Origin of the sequence: Psychrobacter sp. LV10R520-6 (assembly GCF_900182925.1) — a bacterium.
GTDB lineage: Bacteria > Pseudomonadota > Gammaproteobacteria > Pseudomonadales > Moraxellaceae > Psychrobacter.
In genome coordinates this window covers 2,572,513-2,588,578 of the sequence record NZ_LT900024.1, presented here as the reverse complement: position 1 = coordinate 2,588,578, position 16,066 = coordinate 2,572,513, and the positions used below count along the sequence as shown (strand labels likewise).

13 protein-coding genes are annotated in these 16,066 nt (G+C 44.6%); 11 read left to right on the top strand and 2 right to left on the bottom strand.

All coding sequences use genetic code 11. The annotated features are described in order from the left end of the window. Nucleotides 1-29: 29 nt before the first annotated feature. From recG to U1P77_RS10765, 5 genes are all read left to right on the top strand, one after another. Complete coding sequence (recG, locus tag U1P77_RS10785) at nucleotides 30-2,393, top strand: ATP-dependent DNA helicase RecG (protein ID WP_321154997.1); 2,364 nt, start codon at nucleotides 30-32, stop codon at nucleotides 2,391-2,393. 259 nt (nucleotides 2,394-2,652) lie between these two features. Continuing rightward, nucleotides 2,653-4,026 carry an efflux RND transporter periplasmic adaptor subunit gene (locus U1P77_RS10780; RefSeq protein WP_321154996.1) on the top strand — a complete coding sequence of 458 codons (1,374 nt, stop codon included), beginning with the start codon at nucleotides 2,653-2,655 and terminating at the stop codon, nucleotides 4,024-4,026. Further along, a complete protein-coding gene (locus U1P77_RS10775; RefSeq protein ID WP_321154995.1) occupies nucleotides 4,023-7,151 on the top strand; it encodes an efflux RND transporter permease subunit in 3,129 nt (1,042 codons plus the stop codon). The genes U1P77_RS10780 and U1P77_RS10775 overlap by 4 nt, the downstream gene beginning before the upstream one ends. Before the next feature lie 88 nt (nucleotides 7,152-7,239). Next, nucleotides 7,240-7,881, top strand: a complete 642-nt coding sequence (locus U1P77_RS10770; RefSeq protein WP_321154994.1) for a YceI family protein — start codon at nucleotides 7,240-7,242, stop codon at nucleotides 7,879-7,881. A gap of 272 nt (nucleotides 7,882-8,153) precedes the next feature. Further along, entirely contained in the window at nucleotides 8,154-9,095 is a 942-nt protein-coding gene (locus tag U1P77_RS10765) for a DMT family transporter (protein ID WP_321154993.1), read from the top strand. Between the two features lie 312 nt (nucleotides 9,096-9,407). Here the strand turns inward: U1P77_RS10765 and U1P77_RS10760 are convergent, their stop codons facing one another. Both U1P77_RS10760 and U1P77_RS10755 read right to left on the bottom strand, forming a co-directional pair. Beyond that, nucleotides 9,408-9,875 carry a MaoC/PaaZ C-terminal domain-containing protein gene (locus tag U1P77_RS10760; RefSeq protein ID WP_321154992.1) on the bottom strand — a complete coding sequence of 156 codons (468 nt, stop codon included), beginning with the start codon at nucleotides 9,873-9,875 and terminating at the stop codon, nucleotides 9,408-9,410. A 399-nt stretch (nucleotides 9,876-10,274) separates the two neighbouring features. Next, nucleotides 10,275-10,952 carry a GntR family transcriptional regulator gene (locus tag U1P77_RS10755; RefSeq protein WP_321154991.1) on the bottom strand — a complete coding sequence of 226 codons (678 nt, stop codon included), beginning with the start codon at nucleotides 10,950-10,952 and terminating at the stop codon, nucleotides 10,275-10,277. 233 nt (nucleotides 10,953-11,185) lie between these two features. Between U1P77_RS10755 and madL the strand changes: the two genes are divergently transcribed. From madL to mdcE, 6 genes are all read left to right on the top strand, one after another. Then, nucleotides 11,186-11,590 carry a malonate transporter subunit MadL gene (gene madL, locus U1P77_RS10750; RefSeq protein WP_321154990.1) on the top strand — a complete coding sequence of 135 codons (405 nt, stop codon included), beginning with the start codon at nucleotides 11,186-11,188 and terminating at the stop codon, nucleotides 11,588-11,590. A 72-nt stretch (nucleotides 11,591-11,662) separates the two neighbouring features. After that, a complete protein-coding gene (gene madM, locus U1P77_RS10745; RefSeq protein ID WP_321154989.1) occupies nucleotides 11,663-12,421 on the top strand; it encodes a malonate transporter subunit MadM in 759 nt (252 codons plus the stop codon). A gap of 21 nt (nucleotides 12,422-12,442) precedes the next feature. After that, nucleotides 12,443-14,098, top strand: coding sequence for a malonate decarboxylase subunit alpha (mdcA, locus tag U1P77_RS10740; protein WP_321154988.1), 1,656 nt, complete (start codon nucleotides 12,443-12,445; stop codon nucleotides 14,096-14,098). A 22-nt stretch (nucleotides 14,099-14,120) separates the two neighbouring features. Next, nucleotides 14,121-14,438 carry a malonate decarboxylase acyl carrier protein gene (gene mdcC / locus U1P77_RS10735; RefSeq protein WP_321154987.1) on the top strand — a complete coding sequence of 106 codons (318 nt, stop codon included), beginning with the start codon at nucleotides 14,121-14,123 and terminating at the stop codon, nucleotides 14,436-14,438. After that, nucleotides 14,431-15,318, top strand: coding sequence for a biotin-independent malonate decarboxylase subunit beta (locus tag U1P77_RS10730; RefSeq protein ID WP_321154986.1), 888 nt, complete (start codon nucleotides 14,431-14,433; stop codon nucleotides 15,316-15,318). Before mdcC ends, U1P77_RS10730 begins: the two co-directional genes overlap by 8 nt. Nucleotides 15,319-15,322: 4 nt before the next feature. After that, the gene (gene mdcE / locus U1P77_RS10725; RefSeq protein WP_321154985.1) at nucleotides 15,323-16,039 is read left to right on the top strand and encodes a biotin-independent malonate decarboxylase subunit gamma; all 717 of its coding nucleotides are present in this window, start codon (nucleotides 15,323-15,325) and stop codon (nucleotides 16,037-16,039) included. The last annotated feature ends 27 nt before the right edge of the window (nucleotides 16,040-16,066 follow it).

Below are 16,066 nucleotides of genomic sequence, written 5' to 3'. Positions count from 1 at the left end.
TTTAAGAGTAATGTGATCGGGAATTATTAATGCCAATATCTAACAGGAATTTATCTGCCCATCCGCCAGCTGAACCTCCACTCTCGGCGCTTGATATGCCGGTGACGGCGCTGGCGGGTGTGGGGCCAAAAGTAGCAGAACAACTGACGCAATTGGGCATTGTGCGTATTTTTGATTTGCTGTTACATTTGCCGCGTGATTATGAGGATCGTAGCCGTTTGGTCTCAATAGGAGAGCTTGCTCATGGACAAGCGGCTTTGATTACCGGTCGCGTCGTCCATGTCGATAATAAGCGTAGTGGTATGACGGTTATCATCGATGACAATAGCGGTACGGTTTCATTACGGTTTTTTAAAGTGTATCCCGGTTTAGCGCAAACTATGAGCTTGGGTACACAGCTACAACTGTTTGGCGAGACCAAAGTTAGTCGTTACGGCAAACAGATACATCATCCTGAATATCAAATTGTCACTGATAGCGCAGCGGTTACCAATATGGGTCTGCAACCGATTTATCCCTCTGTAAAAGGCTTGCATCAAAATAAGCTACGTACCTTGATTAAACTGGCGTTACAGACCGTTCGCAGTCAGGGACTACCGATGACTCTGTTCACCACAGACGATTTTGCCACCGTTGTTGATTTGCCATTAACGCCCTTTGTGCCATCAAAATTGTCAGTAGTAGATACAGCTGAGTCTGAAGATATTTTTTCGATGCTCGCTCGTAGTGTGCCAGATAACAGTACGTCAAAGAGCGGAGTTCATAAAGCCAACCCCTCTACTTATGAGTATCCAAATTCTGACTATATAGACGATGAGACAGCGGTTAATACAGTAGCAACTAGCGTTGCTAATAATGTCTATAATTTAACGATATTTGAGGCGTTGGTGTTATTGCATACGCCGCCCACTTATACCGATGCTGGTCAACAATATAAATTATTGACCCAATTGAGCGAGCGCACCCATGCTGCCTGTCAGCGTTTGATTATTGAAGAGCTGACTGCGCATCAGCTTAGTTTATTATATCGGCGGCAGCAGTTGCATCAGCATAAAGCGCCAAAATGCGGCATGCAAAGTCCGCTGGCTGATAGGCTGTTTGCCGCTTTGCCGTTTAATTTGACCAAGGCTCAGATAAGAGTCATCAAAGATATCACCGCTGATATGGCCACCTCGATTCCCATGCTCAGACTCGTGCAAGGGGATGTGGGCGCGGGCAAGACTTTGGTTGCCGCTGGCGCTGCCGGTTGTGCGCTCGATAGTGGCTGGCAGGTAGCGATCATGGCACCGACTGAGATTTTAGCGGAACAACATTTACTAAATTTTAAACAATGGTTCGAGCCCCTAGGAATTGGCGTTGGCTGGCTGGCAGGTAAGCAAACTGCCAAGCAGCGCCGTGAAGCGTTAGAGGCGGTCGCAGAAAATACGGTGCAAGTGGTGGTTGGTACGCATGCGCTGTTTCAGGAGCAAGTACAGTTCGCCAAATTGGGATTGGTCATTATCGACGAGCAACATCGCTTTGGGGTTGAGCAGCGTATGGCGTTGACCAATAAAGGCGTGGCGGGTAGCACGCCGCATCAACTGGTGATGACCGCAACTCCGATTCCGCGCACGCTGGCGATGAGTGTCTATGGCGATATGGACAACTCCATCATTGATGAGCTGCCACCAGGTCGCACGCCGATTACGACGGTAACTATTGACCGCAATCGTCGCGATGAGGTAATTGAACGTATCGCGTTTAATTGCGAAGCAGGACGGCAAGCGTATTGGGTTTGCTCGCTAGTTGAAGAATCTAGCGTACTTGATGCCCAAGCTGCTGAAGCCACTTATGAGGATTTAAATGAGCGCTTAGATATTCGTATTGGACTGGTACATGGCAAAATGAAATCTGCTGATAAGCAAGCGGTGATGCAAGATTTTAAGGCGGGCAATTTAGATTTATTGATTGCTACTACGGTAATCGAAGTCGGTGTTGATGTGCCTAATGCCTCACTAATGGTTATCGAGAATGCAGAACGTTTGGGCCTATCGCAATTGCATCAATTACGCGGGCGGGTAGGGCGCGGTTCAACCAAGAGCTATTGTGTGCTGCTGTACCAAACACCGTTGTCTGAAACCGGTACTGAGCGTTTAGGCGTACTGCGAGAAAGTACTGATGGCTTTGTGATTGCCCAAAAAGACTTGCAACTGCGTGGTCCTGGTGAGTTGCTGGGCAAACGGCAAACCGGTAATGTCGGCTATTATTTAGCAGATCTAATACGTGATGAGCAGTTATTTGCGATTGCTCAGCGGCTTGCCAAACACTTGATTCAAGACCCTGCGCGCAAGGCGGATGTGAGTCAACTCATCCACCGCTGGATGCCTGAGGCCAGTCGTTATAGCAATGCTTAACTCTGTTTATTAACCTTATTATTATTCTCAATTCTAAGTTCTAAATTGTAATAGGTAATAATGCTTGGAAAATAGACGCTATAGACACGTGTTGATAATTGACGCGCTGGCGTTATGCTCTACAATGCTAACAGCCATTAGTAACCATGGTCAAAAAATATCTCTCCTTACACTGTCCGTTTCAACCTATCTAAATCGTAATTGTTTGATCTTTTACTGCTTCAGTTTTTATTATTGCGCTTATCTATAGAGACCGACTATGAGTGACTTTCAAGACCCTAATACTCAGCAAGAGCCTAATGCCAAGCCAGAGCCTGATATTAAGCAAGAGCCCAATGTTAACTTGTCGCCTGAGTCTGAGCTGCCACCATATCGTAAGCCTGACGCATCAGTAAATAAGTCGTCGCCAAAATACCCTCTGTGGCTTATCCCTGTCATGGTAGTAGTGCTGGTGGTAGGCGTACTATTGGGTAAATATTGGGGTGGTAATCAGGAGGCCGTAATTGATGAGTCGTCAGCGACAAATAGTGCCAATAGTGCGCAAGGTAACAATGTTAGCAATGCTAGCGCAGGGGCGACTGCTGAACAGGCGGTATTGTCAGTCGAAACGGTACAACCTAGCCAAGATAATATCGGTAACACTTTGACCGCTGACGGTACGATTAATGCTAAAGATATTGCTAATGTCAGCGCTAAGGTTAGTGGTGTCGCGATTGAGCGTATATTAGTCGAGGAAGGTCAGCGCGTTGAAGCCGGACAAATATTAGTGATATTTGATACTGATGCTATGCAGCAGCAAGTCTTGCAAGCGCAAGCAGATGTGGCAGAAGCTGAGGCGACCCTTGCGAATGCCAAAGCTGATGCGGCACGCGTGCTGCCGCTAATCGATATTGATGCGATTAGTAAGCAAGAAGCCGACCGCTATCGTACTTCAGCATTACGTGCTGAGGCTGCCTTACAAGCATCAAGAGCCCGCCTTAGTACTCAGCGCTTGAGCGTTGATAACGCCAAAGTGGTCGCACCAGTAAGCGGGGTTATCAGTGAAAAAATGGCTGAGGTTGGCATGGTCGCAGGTGGTGAGCCATTATTTACCATCATTAAAGGTGGTATTTTAGAGTGGCGAGCAGATATTGATCCTAAGCTGGTCGGCGAAGTACAAGTTGGTACGCCTGTCAAAGTCAACTTACCGAAAAGTCAGTCGGTCATGGGAGAGGTAAGACGAATTGCCCCCACGGCGGATAATAATCGCCAAATTACTATTTATGCCAGCTTAGCAGCCAATTCAGCAGCGCGTGCAGGCATGTATCAAACGGGCGAATTCCTATTGGGCAGTGCCAGCATGCAAACTGTGCCAAGTAGTGCCATTGTCAGTAATGACGGCTATGATTATGTGATGCTGGTGGCAGATATCAAAACAGAGAAGGGTAAAACCGTTGGTCGCATTCAGCGGCAACGCGTCACCCTTGGCGATCGCTTCGGCGACAACGTGGCGGTCACAGAACCGATACCGGCTGACAGTAGACTGGTCAAGCAAGGCGGCAGTTTCTTAAATGATGGCGATTTGGTACGCGTTGTTGATACGGTCAATAAAGACAGCGCAACAGCTGATACTGTCACGCAGGCACGTTCATGAGTTTAAACGTATCTTCCTACTCGATTAAAAATCCACTGGTCGCCATTTTACTATTTGTACTGTTAACAATGGGTGGACTGTTTGGCTTTCAACAAATGAAAGTCCAGCAATTTCCTGATATCGATTTACCGGCAGTAGTGGTAACCGTCACTTTACCTGGAGCTGCGCCTTCTCAGCTCGAAAATGATGTGGCCAAAAAGATTGAAAACAGGCTAACCAGTATCACTGGTATCAAGCATATTCGTAGCTCACTACAAACCGGCGCTGCGACCATCGTCACCGAGTTTGTATTGGATAAAGACATTCAAGAAGCAGTCGATGATGTGCGCTCAGCGGTTGGAGAGGTGCGTGGAGACCTGCCTGCTGCTGCTAATGACCCTATCATTACTCAAGTCTCAACCTCAGGCTTTCCAGTCGTTACTTACTCGGTCACTGCGGACAATATGAGCGTTGAGGATCTATCATGGTTCGTCGATGATACGATTACCAAGCGCTTATCAGATATCCAAGGGGTAGGGACGATCAGCCGTATTGGCGGGCTTGAGCGTCAGATTACCATCGCTGCTGATCCTATCGCGCTGAGCGGCTTACAGTTTTCTATTGCACAGCTATCGCAACAGATTGCCGGTATCCAACAAGACAGCTCAGGTGGTGAGGCTGAAGTTGGCAAATCGACCCAGACTATTAGGGTGTTAGGGGCGGTTGAGCGTGCCCGTGAGCTGAATGATTTGCAAGTTACCGTTCCGACTGGCGGCACGCAAGCGCTTGGACGTATGGCACAGGTAACTGATGGTGCTGCTGACCCCAATTCTATCGCCAAACTGGATGGAAAAACAGTGGTGGCATTTAACGTCATTCGTTCGCGCGGAGCCAGCGAGGTTGAGGTGATGGCACGCGTTGATGAAACACTGGCACAATTGAGCGCGGACATGAGCAATATCACCGTTGATAAAGTTTATGATCGCGCAACACCAGTAGCAGAGGATTATGAAGCGTCACTGCGGATGCTGATTGAAGGCGGTATTTTGGCCGTGATTGTGGTGTTTCTATTCCTACGCAATATTCGCGCGACTATTGTTACCGCTGTGGCCTTGCCCTTATCGATTATCCCTACCTTTTTAGGGATGTATCTGTTCGATTTCAGCCTTAATATTATTTCACTATTGGCCTTATCCTTGGTGATTGGGGTACTGGTCGATGATGCGATTGTCGAGGTGGAAAACATCATGCGCCATTTGCGTATGGGTAAAACGCCTTATCAAGCAGCGATGGAAGCGGCAGATGAGATTGGGCTTGCCGTTGTTGCGACCACTTTTACCTTAATCGCGGTATTTTTACCTACTGCTTTTATGGGCGGTATCGTTGGGCAGTTCTTTCGACAATTTGGCTGGACCGCGGCGTTAGCCATTTTTGCCTCTCTAATGGTAGCGCGTTTAATTACCCCCATGATGGCAGCCTATATTCTTCGTCCAGAAAAAAAGCACGTTGAAAAGCAAAGCGCACTGATGACTTGGTATTTGAAAGTAGTCACTTGGACGCTGCACCATCGCTGGCTGACTATGGGTGCCACTTTGGTGCTGTTTGTCGCTTCACTGGCACTGGTCAAACTGCTACCGACCGCTTTTATTCCCGATAATGATATTGACCAAACACGAGTAGCGATTGAGCTAACACCTGATGTTGAGTTAGCAGATACTGAGCGGGTAGCGGCGCTGGCAAGTGAGCGTATTTTAGCCTTGCCTGAGGTCACCCATATTTTTACGGCCGTTGGGCAAGCGCAAACGTCCATGGGCCCTAATGCCAGCTCCGGAGGTGGTACAGCAAAGAATATCGCCAGTCTCGATATAGTACTTGCGCCAAGAGCGGATCGGGCTATCAAAAAAGAAATTGAACAAAAAATAAGCGTTATATTGGCAGAAGTACCCAGTGCGCGCTTTACGGTGGGCTTATCGAGTGGCGGCGAGACCGGATACAACTTTTCTTTGACCAGTACCAGCCCAGAAGTACTGGAGCAGACCGTTCAACAAATTATGGCCGACATCCGCGCGCTACCTAGCGCCGGTGCGGTTACCAGTGATCGTAGTCTACCGCGCCAAGAACTAACGGTTACCCCTAATAGATTGGCGATGGCGGATAAAGGAGTCACCACTCAAGATATCGCAACTACTTTACGTATTGCCACAGTAGGCGACTATGAGCAGCGCTTGTCTAAGCTCAACCTTGACACTCGGCAGATACCGATTGTGGTGCGTCTGCCCGATATGGCCAAACAAAGCGTTAGTCAGTTAGAGGGCTTATATGTTCCCAGTGCGCGTCCAGCAGGACAAGGCGTACGTGTAGGCGAGGTGGCAACATTAGACTTTGGAACGGGACCTGCACAGATTAGCCGATTAGATCGCGAAAGGGCTATCAGTATTACTGTGCAACCGGCGAATGGTGAGCTTGGAGAATTAGTCCAAGCGGTTAAGAACACCCCGACTATGCAGAATCTACCAGCATCGATTACCCTAATTGAACAAGGCCAAGCAGAGAATATGGCAGAGCTATTTAGTGGCTTTATCATCGCTATGTCAGTCGGTATTGTCTGTATTCTTGGCGTTCTTATCTTGCTGTTTGGGCGTCTATTGCAGCCCTTTACCATTCTGATGGCATTGCCCTTATCGATAGGCGGTGCTTTTGTTGGATTGGTCATTACTGATAGCAGCTTATCCATGCCCTCGATGATCGGTTTTATTATGCTAATGGGTATCGCCACTAAGAACTCAATTTTGCTAGTCGATTATGCGCTAATTGCTCAGCGTCGCGGCCTACCGCGTTTTGAGGCTATTGTTGATTCGTGTCATAAGCGCGCTCGACCTATCATCATGACTACCATTGCGATGGGTGCTGGCATGTTACCACTAGTGTTCGGTTGGGGAGACGCAGATCCTACCTTCCGCCGTCCGATGGCAGCAGCGGTGTTAGGCGGGCTAGTAACTTCTACTTTATTAAGTTTGGTAGTCATTCCAGTGGTATATACGCTAATGGATGATGTCTCGACATGGTTCGCTAAATGGCTCATGCCACACGGTAAAGACCATGATAAAGGCCAAGCTAAAGAGCATTTAACTACTGACGAGTTATAGAATTAATAGGCTGATATGATATAGCCAAACAGGGTGATCACAAAGGAAGTGATCTAGATGTCAAATAACGCTACAAAGGAATGCCATTATGAGTCAAGTTCTATTTAGCCAAATAAAATTACGTTATCGTCAGCCTCTAGGAGTGCTATTACTTTTGGCGGGTGCTGTTATTGGCAGCGGTGCTAGTAGTAGCCACGCTGCCACTTATCTGCTTGAGCCCAACAATTCCAATGTGCGCTTCGCCATTGATCATTTTAACACCTCTACCAATACCGGTGGATTTTACAATCTGACCGGACAGCTAGACTATGATCCGCATGCAAAAACCGGCCGTATTTCCCTAGTCATTCCGATAAATTCTTTAAATACGGGTAATAAAGCTTTTGACTTAACACTCACTGGGCCTGACTTTTTTGATGTTGAGAAGTTTCCATTGGCTTCTTTTGAGTCGACGAAGTGGTATTTTGCCGATGACAGTGCTAGTGGTACGGCAGGATCAGATGTTGCAAAGGTTGATGGAAATTTGACTATGTATGGTATAACCAATCCCATTACCTTAACGGCTACCAAGTTTAATTGTTACTTTAGCTTTATAGCCAAAAAGCCGGTATGCGGTGGCGATTTTACAGCCACGATTGATCGGACTAAGTGGGATATGAGCAAATACACTCTACTTGGTATTACTGAAAAAGTGACTTTAAATATTCAGATTGAAGCGGCGAAGCAGTAGCTAGGGTTAGTTAAAAGTAGTTATAAGTGACAATAACAAAGACCAAGACTGATCATGATGAGTTTTGGTCTTTTTGGTTTGTTATAGAGGATAGCGAGTAATACCGTATCATCTCAAGAGTTGCTAGCCGAAAGCCTATGATTACTCTACCAATAACTGAAAAACATTATTAAAATTATAATTCAATCGTTTTATGAGCTGTCTTTACCTAGAGGCTTTTTAAGTAGCTAGAATCTGATATCAAGATACGTTTTTAATCCTCAGGATATCTTATGGATGAATTTACAAAGCCGTATGAATCTCGCCGCAAGAATACATGGTTGATCCCCTTTATTTGTCTGCTGGCCGGAGGCGCCCTGATCGGCATATCTACCAATCTAGCGAAATATGCGGGCAAGATCGGTTTGGGCCCGCTAGCCTTTCTCTTCTGGTCAATCACTGGGGCCGCAATCATCCTGTTGGCTGTCGCGTTGCTACGTCACAAACCTCCGCCTCTTAGTGCGCGCAGCTTCGAATATTACTTTGTCGCCGCGCTGGTTAGCGTCGCGGGCTCCAACCTAATCTTTTTTTCCGCTATCCCTCATGTTGGCGCAGGTTTTGTCGCTCTGATCATTGCTTTGCCACCGCTGCTCACGTATCTTGGTGCGCTGGCACTGCGGATGGAGCGGTTTCAGCCTTTCCGCGCTTTTGGTGTGGCGGCAGCACTTGTCGGTGCGGGTGTTTTGGCAGCGCGTAAGTTTTCCGCGCCAGATGCCAGTGTGTTTTGGATCATGCTAGTGCTCTGTGGCCCCGTTTTGCTGGCAATCGGTAACCTTTATCGTACATTACGCTGGCCGGCTAATGCGTCTCCCGATGCACTCGCACCAGGCATGCTAATTGCGGCTGTAATTATGCTGGGTGTGCTCGGCCTTCTGCCGAACCTCTCGCTTACTGTTCCGCTGGGAGAGGTTATGCCGCTTGGTTTGATCACCGTGCAGGCTTTTATCTTTGCGGGCCAGTTCCTACTGTTGTTCCTGCTTCAGAAGACCGGTGGTCCAGTTCTGTTGAGCCTACTAGGCTCAGTCGGTGCGGTGGTCGGCGTACCTGTAGCCGTTTTTTTACAAGGTGAGACCCCACCTGACGGGCTTGTTTTGGGTGCGTCCCTAATCGCGCTTGGTGTTGCCTTAGTCACATGGGGTGGAATAAAAATGGCAACACCCAAAGAGCAATCCTAAAATACCCACATTCAAGCTTAACAATCATTATCCCCTCAAAGAGCCATCCACTTTCGAATATTCATTTCCTGCGGTAATTCCGAATCATACGAGCTGGTCGTCATCGCTCTAGTTTCGCAACTGGTAGGCGAAAAGATATTGGTCGATTCTGACGGCAACTCGGAACTACTTATGGCAGTTACCGCAGTGGCGCTATTGGACGAAGCTGAGAGCCCAAAATGCCATAGAGAGAGGTTTACGGATGGAGTATTGAATCTACTGAAGCAATAGGGCGAGGAGAGCGGCTAGTAACCATTATTCATATTAAAACGCTTATGTGGTGCGCATCTGCACATAGGCAGATATGGTCAGGACAAGTACGGGTTCAGCGTTCTGGTTGATTAACTCTCCAGTATAGGCGACTAGCGCACGACCTCGGTCGGACTGGATTTGGATGTCTTTGATAACAATGGATCCGGTGAGCGTGTCACCGGGACGTACTGGTCTGCGAAACTGCAATCCATCGATCCCCGCCCCGCCGATCACGTTCAAGTTTTGGATGAAACTTTTAACTGATAGGCGCTGAAAGATAGCCAGTGTCTGGATACCGCTGGCGATAATACCGCCGAAGTATCCGTCGGTGACTGCGCGCTCCTCGTCGATGTGGAAGAACTGAGGGTCCCATTGACGGGCGAAGGTCACTATATCGTCCGTGCTAATCGTGTATTTGCCCAGCTCGGTACGGTCACCTAGATTCAGGTCTGCAATAGATAGTCGGTCGGTTGAAACGTTTGATTTCATGGAATTCATCTTTCACCTGTGTAATAGTTATATTTTTACTTTAGAAAACGTGACCTACGTTATTAATCCTGTGGTGCTGATACTGTCATTATTCTCTGCAATATTTTTGATTGCTTCCGCTTTGAGGTCTGCACTATAGGCTTTCCTTTTTTGGTTATGGCAAACGTTTGTTTGTATCCTTAGTTTACCAAATTGAAGTCAACGGTTTTTTAAGCATACATCACTGTATAGCGCACCGAACACATTTTGATAACTCAGTTACTGACTTAATATAAGCTGATTAAATGAAAAGTGCTTTCTGAACAGCACTAAACGCATGACTTTTTAAATATTTACTCTAAGGTTTCTAATAGATTATGAGAGTAACCAAAAATACTTGTTTTAGGGCAATCTATTCTACTAGTCTTGTATATTATCATCAGGATTCATTGTTGCAATCAAGTCTGTGAACTTTTGTCCTTGTACTGATACATGTCCTTTCAATAAACTCTCAGCCAAACATTCATCAGCATTCGTAATTGCATCAACGATGGCTTGATGTTCTTCAAAAGAATGTTGCATCCTACTACTTACTCGTAGCTGAAGGCGTCTATACGGATGTAATCGATTATGTAAATTGATTGATTGCTCTATCAAAAAACTATTGTGGCTGAGTTGATAGAGGAAAAAATGAAATTTCCTATTAGCTTCATAATAATTTTCTGGATTATCTTCAGAGAGGTGTTTTTTACATTCATTATGTAAAAATAACAACTCAACTTTTTCCTCCTTATTGATTCTTCTAGCAGCTAATCTACCGCACATTCCCTCAAGTTCTGCCATCACCTCAAACATCTCACACAGCTTTACAATATTTAAAGTAGGTATTATTGCGCCCCTACGAGGTCGAATTTCTACCAAACCTTCAGACGATAAAAGCTTTAGCGCTTCTCGGATCGGTGTCCTTGATACTCCATATTTTTCACAAAGTGTTACTTCATCAAGTTTTGTACCAGGCCGTAGTCGACCATAAATAATATCATCTTCTATTTTTTTGCTAATCTGCAAAGATAAGGGTAGATCATCGATTAAACTCATAAATAGGCCTTTTGTATACAAAATACATGTTTAATAAATACAATTGTATTGCGCTTTACAAACAATTGATTTATATTATATCAAATAACTAGGTAATAGCATCGCTCTAAAAGACAGGATTTCTATTATAGGCGATGTAGTACTGAGGTATTAAAAAAGATAAATAACACTGAGTTTCCTTGCTAAATCAGGCGTCATTAAAGGGAATTTAACTATAATCAAGGAAGGTTATTATGATCATATATGGTACTGCTTTATTAGCAGTTAGTTATTTGCTCGGGGTTTTCCTCGGTGGACTGTTAGGAAAAATATTAGGTGTTGAAGCCAATATCGGTGGTGTAGCTATCGCAATGATTCTACTAATTGTTGGTAAAGAACTGCTTGCTAAAAAAGGCTATCTCCCTAAGTCTACCCAGTTTGGTGTTCTATACTGGGCAGGTATGTATATCCCTATCGTTGTTGCTATGGCTGCAGGACAAAACGTAGTCGCTGCACTATCTGGTGGAATGGTAGCAGCTGTTGTCTCTGTTATTGCGCTTACTGCAACTGTCTTTGTCGTACGTTGGCTCAACAGTATGGATAATGATTACGATACTTTTACCTGGGATGATACTGAAGAGCCTCGTGACCAATTATGAGTGTTTCATCAATATTATTAATGATATATGAGAACCGACACCACTAATTCAATCGCGAAATGGAGTAATTAAATGGACTTAATTATACAGACGCTCACTAAAAATGCCTTTGTGACTGCCATTGCAGTAACAGGTCTTGTGATGCTTTTCTCTCAAATACTATCCAAGTATCTAACTAATAACAAACTACAATCATCCGCAATTGCTATCACACTTGGTTTGATTGCTGCCTATTTTGCAGGTCTATATACAAATGGCAGCGAGGGTATTTCTGATATAGAACTATTTTCGGGATTTACTCTTTTAGGCGGATCAATGCTTCGGGATCTTGCAATTTCATCGACTGCCTTTGAGGTAGACGTTAAAGAAATAAAACGTGCTGGGAAAATTGGTATTATTGCCTTGTTACTGGGTTGCTTCATACCATTTGTGGTAGGGGCGGGTGTTGCATGGACATTAGGCTATAAAGATGCTGTCTCTATGACCACCATTGGTGCAGGGGCAATGACCTATATTGTGGGGCCTATTACAGGTACTGCCGTTGGGGCAAGCTCTGAGGTAATTGCTTTATCAATTGCAATAGGTTTGATTAAATCAGTGTTTTTCATGGTTTCCACACCTCTACTTGCCAAATTTATGCATCTTAGAAGTCCACGTTCAGCCATGATTTTTGGTGGTCTAGTGGGTACGACTAGTGGCGTAGCAGCTGGATTGGCAGGTACCGATGTAAGACTGGTTCCATATGGAGCATTGGTAGCCACTTTCTATACAGGGTTAGGAGCTTTATTAGCGCCATCTATATTTTTCTTGACTCTAAATGTCTTTTTTTGATAAGCAGATAAAGGAAATCTTATGAAAGCGAATACTGGCAAAAAAGTATGGAATACACAGAAAACTAGACGGCTTACAAAACTGAATGCCGCAAAAGCTAAAGGGTTAGATAAATTAGTCCCAAATGATAGAGCGATTGAGTTACTTGAAACAGTAATTGTCTGTGAGGATAAAGTCTGCATAGAAGGTAACAATCAAAAACAAGCTGATTTTTTATCTGAATGTCTATCTCAGTGCAATCCTGAAGTACTGAATGATCTGCATATTCTGCAATCAGTATTAGCGCTGCCCAGCCATATTGATATATTTGAAAAAGGTATTGCCAGTAAAGTGGACTTTTCCTTTTCTGGCCCTCAAGCTTTAAGATTAGCTAATCTGGTTCAACAACAAAAAATTCATATTGGCTCAATTCATACTTACCTAGAGTTATATGGTAGATATTTTATTGATTTAACGCCAAATGTCTGTTTAATTACCGCACATTCTGCAGATGCTAATGGCAATCTATATACAGGACCAAACACAGAAGATACGCCAGCTATTGTAGAAGCGACGGCATTTAAAAGCGGTATTGTCATCGCGCAAGTGAATGAGTTAGTAGATAACGTTCCTCGAGTAGATATTCCTGCAGATTGGGTAGACTTTTTTATTGTTGCGCCTAAGCCCAATTATATTGAGCCTCTGTTCACTCGTGACCCCGCTCAGATTACTGACGTACAAATATTGATGGCTATGATGGTTATTAAAGGTATTTATGCGCCCTATCAAATTAAGCGTCTGAATCATGGTATTGGCTTTAATACCGCCGCAATTGAACTGTTATTACCAACCTATGGAGAAGAATTAAACCTGAAAGGTAAGATATGTACGAACTGGGCACTTAATCCTCATCCTACTATGATACCGGCTATCGAAAGTGGCTTCGTTGAAAGTATCCATAGCTTTGGTTCAGAAGTGGGGATGGATGACTATATTAAAGAGCGCCCTGATGTATTCTTTACGGGCAGTGATGGCAATATGCGCTCTAATCGGGCGTTTAGTCAAACGGCAGGATTGTACGCCTGTGATTTATTCATTGGTTCAACCTTGCAAATTGACTTGCAAGGTAATAGCTCAACCGCGACTGTAGATCGCATTGCTGGATTTGGTGGTGCGCCAAATATGGGTTCAGACCCCCATGGACGTCGACATTCGAGCTACGGCTATCTAAAAGCAGGTAAAGAAGCGACAGATGGGCGAGTCATTAAAGGTCGTAAGTTAGTAGTGCAGTTGGTAGAAACCTTTCGCGAAAATATGAACTCTGTCTTCGTTGAAGAGCTTGATGCGTGGCAACTACAAGAAAAAATGGGTAGTGATTTTCCCCCTATTATGATATATGGCGAAGATGTGACGCACATTGTCACCGAAGAGGGTATCGCTAATTTATTGTTATGCCGCACTCCAGAAGAAAGAGAGCAAGCCATTCGCGGCGTAGCAGGCTACACATCTATTGGTATGCAGCGCGATCATGAAAAGGTCAAAGAGTTGCGTCAACGCAAGATTATCCAGCGGCCAGAGGATCTTGGCATAGACATCTCAAAAGCCAACAGAGACTTATTGGCGGCAAAATCTGTTAAAGATTTAGTCAGATGGTCGAACGGCACTTATGCTCCCCCAAGTCGTTTTAGAAACTGGTAAAAATACTGCTAAGGATATAACCATGAACATACTTAATTTTAAATTTACTTCACAACCAGTCGATGTGACGATGAAAGAAGTCATTTGTGGCGTGGTCGGTTCGGGCAATCTAGAGATATTGGTCTCTTCTCTAACCGATAGCGAACATAGCAAATTTGTTATCAATACGTCAGTGACTGGCTTTGATCACATTTGGGAAGCGGTTATACAAGAATTTGTTGATCGTTATGCAGTAGGTGGCCTACAGTTTGATATTAACGATATGGGTGCCACACCTGCCGTAGTGAGTTTGCGCCTAAGCCAAGCGATCGACATCTTAGAAGGTGAAGCACATGAATAATTCATACATTCAAAAGAGTTTTTATGAAAAGACTGCTCGCAATCGAATAGCCAGTATTGTGGACAAGAATAGCTTTGTGGAAATTCTTAAACCGGGCAGTATTCCCACTAGCCCGAACCTGGCCTCGTTAGACATTACAGGCAGTTTTGATGATGGAGTGATTATTGGTAAGGCAACCATTAAGGATGATTTTGTCTACATTATCGCTCAAGAAGGTCGGTTTATGGGTGGCGCTGTGGGTGAAATGCATGGCGCAAAAATCGTTGGTATTTTACTCAAAGCCATAGAAGAAAAACCGAAAGCCATTGTGTTTTTTGTGGATTCAGGTGGCGTACGTTTGCATGAAGCCAATGCCGGTTTAATTACCATTTCTGAAATTATGCGGGCGATGCTAAAAGTACGTAATGCCGGCATACCGATTATTACCGTTATTGGTGGTACAAATGGGGCATTTGGTGGCATGGGTATCAGTGCTTGTTTGAGCACACATATTATTATGACAGAAGAAGGTCGTTTGGCGCTTTCAGGCCCCGAAGTTATTGAAACACTCAAAGGCGTTGAAGAGTTTGATTCTAAAGATAGAGCGTTAGTCTGGCGAGTGACAGGTGGTAAAACTCGCTATTTGCTCGGTCATGTTCAAGTGTTAGTCGAAGATGATGTTGATGACATTACTCAAGAAATCGTTGCTGCATTGCAGCTACCAGTCGATAATTTAGATTTGAATTATTTACAGCAACAGCAAGACGGCTTGCAACAACAGTATGATCAATGGTTTGGCGAAAAAGACAGCTTATCAATTTGGCAAGCCATGAACATAAAAGATCCTGATTCTATTTCTATGCTTAGCGCTGAACAGGTTAAAGCGATTAAAAAAGGATAATATCATGCAAACACAAACTATTTTAGCAGAATTATTTCCCAATCAACTTGAGTATCATATTGATAACTGGGTCATACGAGGCAGTGCAGAAACGAAAATGGGTAGGGTCGAAATTATAGGCACGGTCGATTCCGCTGCCATTAATCATGCTATTGCAATGACCCTCGCCAATGAAGTCTTAAAGGTCATCGCCCAAGGTAAAAAAACTCCGATTGTTTTTATAGTGGATACCCAAGGACAGGATTCGTCTCGAGCCGATGAGCTGTTATGTTTGAATAGAACCTTTGCTCATTTGGCCGCTTGTGTCGATTTACTGAGACGTAGCGAGCACCCTAATTTGGCTATTATTTTGGGTGAAGCGGTGAGTGGTGGATTCTTATCTTACGGCCTTATGGCCAATCAGATATTTGCGCTCCAATCCAGCCAAGTCAAAGTCATGGATTTAAATGCCATGTCAAGGGTCACTAAGATACCGCTAGAGAAGCTGCAATCTTTATCACAGACGTCATCAATTTTTGCCCCCGGTGTCAAGAATTTTTATAAAATGGGTGCGGTTGATGACATATGGGTAGAGCTTGACGAACATCTGGTAGCAAATGCGATTGAGTCACAACAAAGCCATCTTGATGATTTTTTGACAGATAATCGTCGCGATGTTGCTAAAAAAAGAGACGGTCGTTTGCTATGCAATGAGATTGTAGAGGCGGTTCTAAGCACTTAAATCTAGCTTTTTATTGAGAGGTTTTTT

Bases quoted from the DNA above. Each gene is read 5' to 3' on its own strand.
- mdcA (WP_321154988.1), top strand. From the start codon at position 12,443: ATGAAAGCGAATACTGGCAAAAAAGTATGGAATACACAGAAAACTAGA.
- U1P77_RS10760 (WP_321154992.1), bottom strand. From the start codon at position 9,875: ATGAAATCAAACGTTTCAACCGACCGACTATCTATTGCAGACCTGAAT.
- U1P77_RS10755 (WP_321154991.1), bottom strand. From the start codon at position 10,952: ATGAGTTTAATCGATGATCTACCCTTATCTTTGCAGATTAGCAAAAAA.
- madL (WP_321154990.1), top strand. From the start codon at position 11,186: ATGATCATATATGGTACTGCTTTATTAGCAGTTAGTTATTTGCTCGGG.
- mdcE (WP_321154985.1), top strand. From the start codon at position 15,323: ATGCAAACACAAACTATTTTAGCAGAATTATTTCCCAATCAACTTGAG.
- recG (WP_321154997.1), top strand. From the start codon at position 30: ATGCCAATATCTAACAGGAATTTATCTGCCCATCCGCCAGCTGAACCT.
- U1P77_RS10775 (WP_321154995.1), top strand. From the start codon at position 4,023: ATGAGTTTAAACGTATCTTCCTACTCGATTAAAAATCCACTGGTCGCC.
- U1P77_RS10765 (WP_321154993.1), top strand. From the start codon at position 8,154: ATGGATGAATTTACAAAGCCGTATGAATCTCGCCGCAAGAATACATGG.
- U1P77_RS10730 (WP_321154986.1), top strand. From the start codon at position 14,431: ATGAATAATTCATACATTCAAAAGAGTTTTTATGAAAAGACTGCTCGC.
- U1P77_RS10780 (WP_321154996.1), top strand. From the start codon at position 2,653: ATGAGTGACTTTCAAGACCCTAATACTCAGCAAGAGCCTAATGCCAAG.
- U1P77_RS10770 (WP_321154994.1), top strand. From the start codon at position 7,240: ATGAGTCAAGTTCTATTTAGCCAAATAAAATTACGTTATCGTCAGCCT.
- mdcC (WP_321154987.1), top strand. From the start codon at position 14,121: ATGAACATACTTAATTTTAAATTTACTTCACAACCAGTCGATGTGACG.
- madM (WP_321154989.1), top strand. From the start codon at position 11,663: ATGGACTTAATTATACAGACGCTCACTAAAAATGCCTTTGTGACTGCC.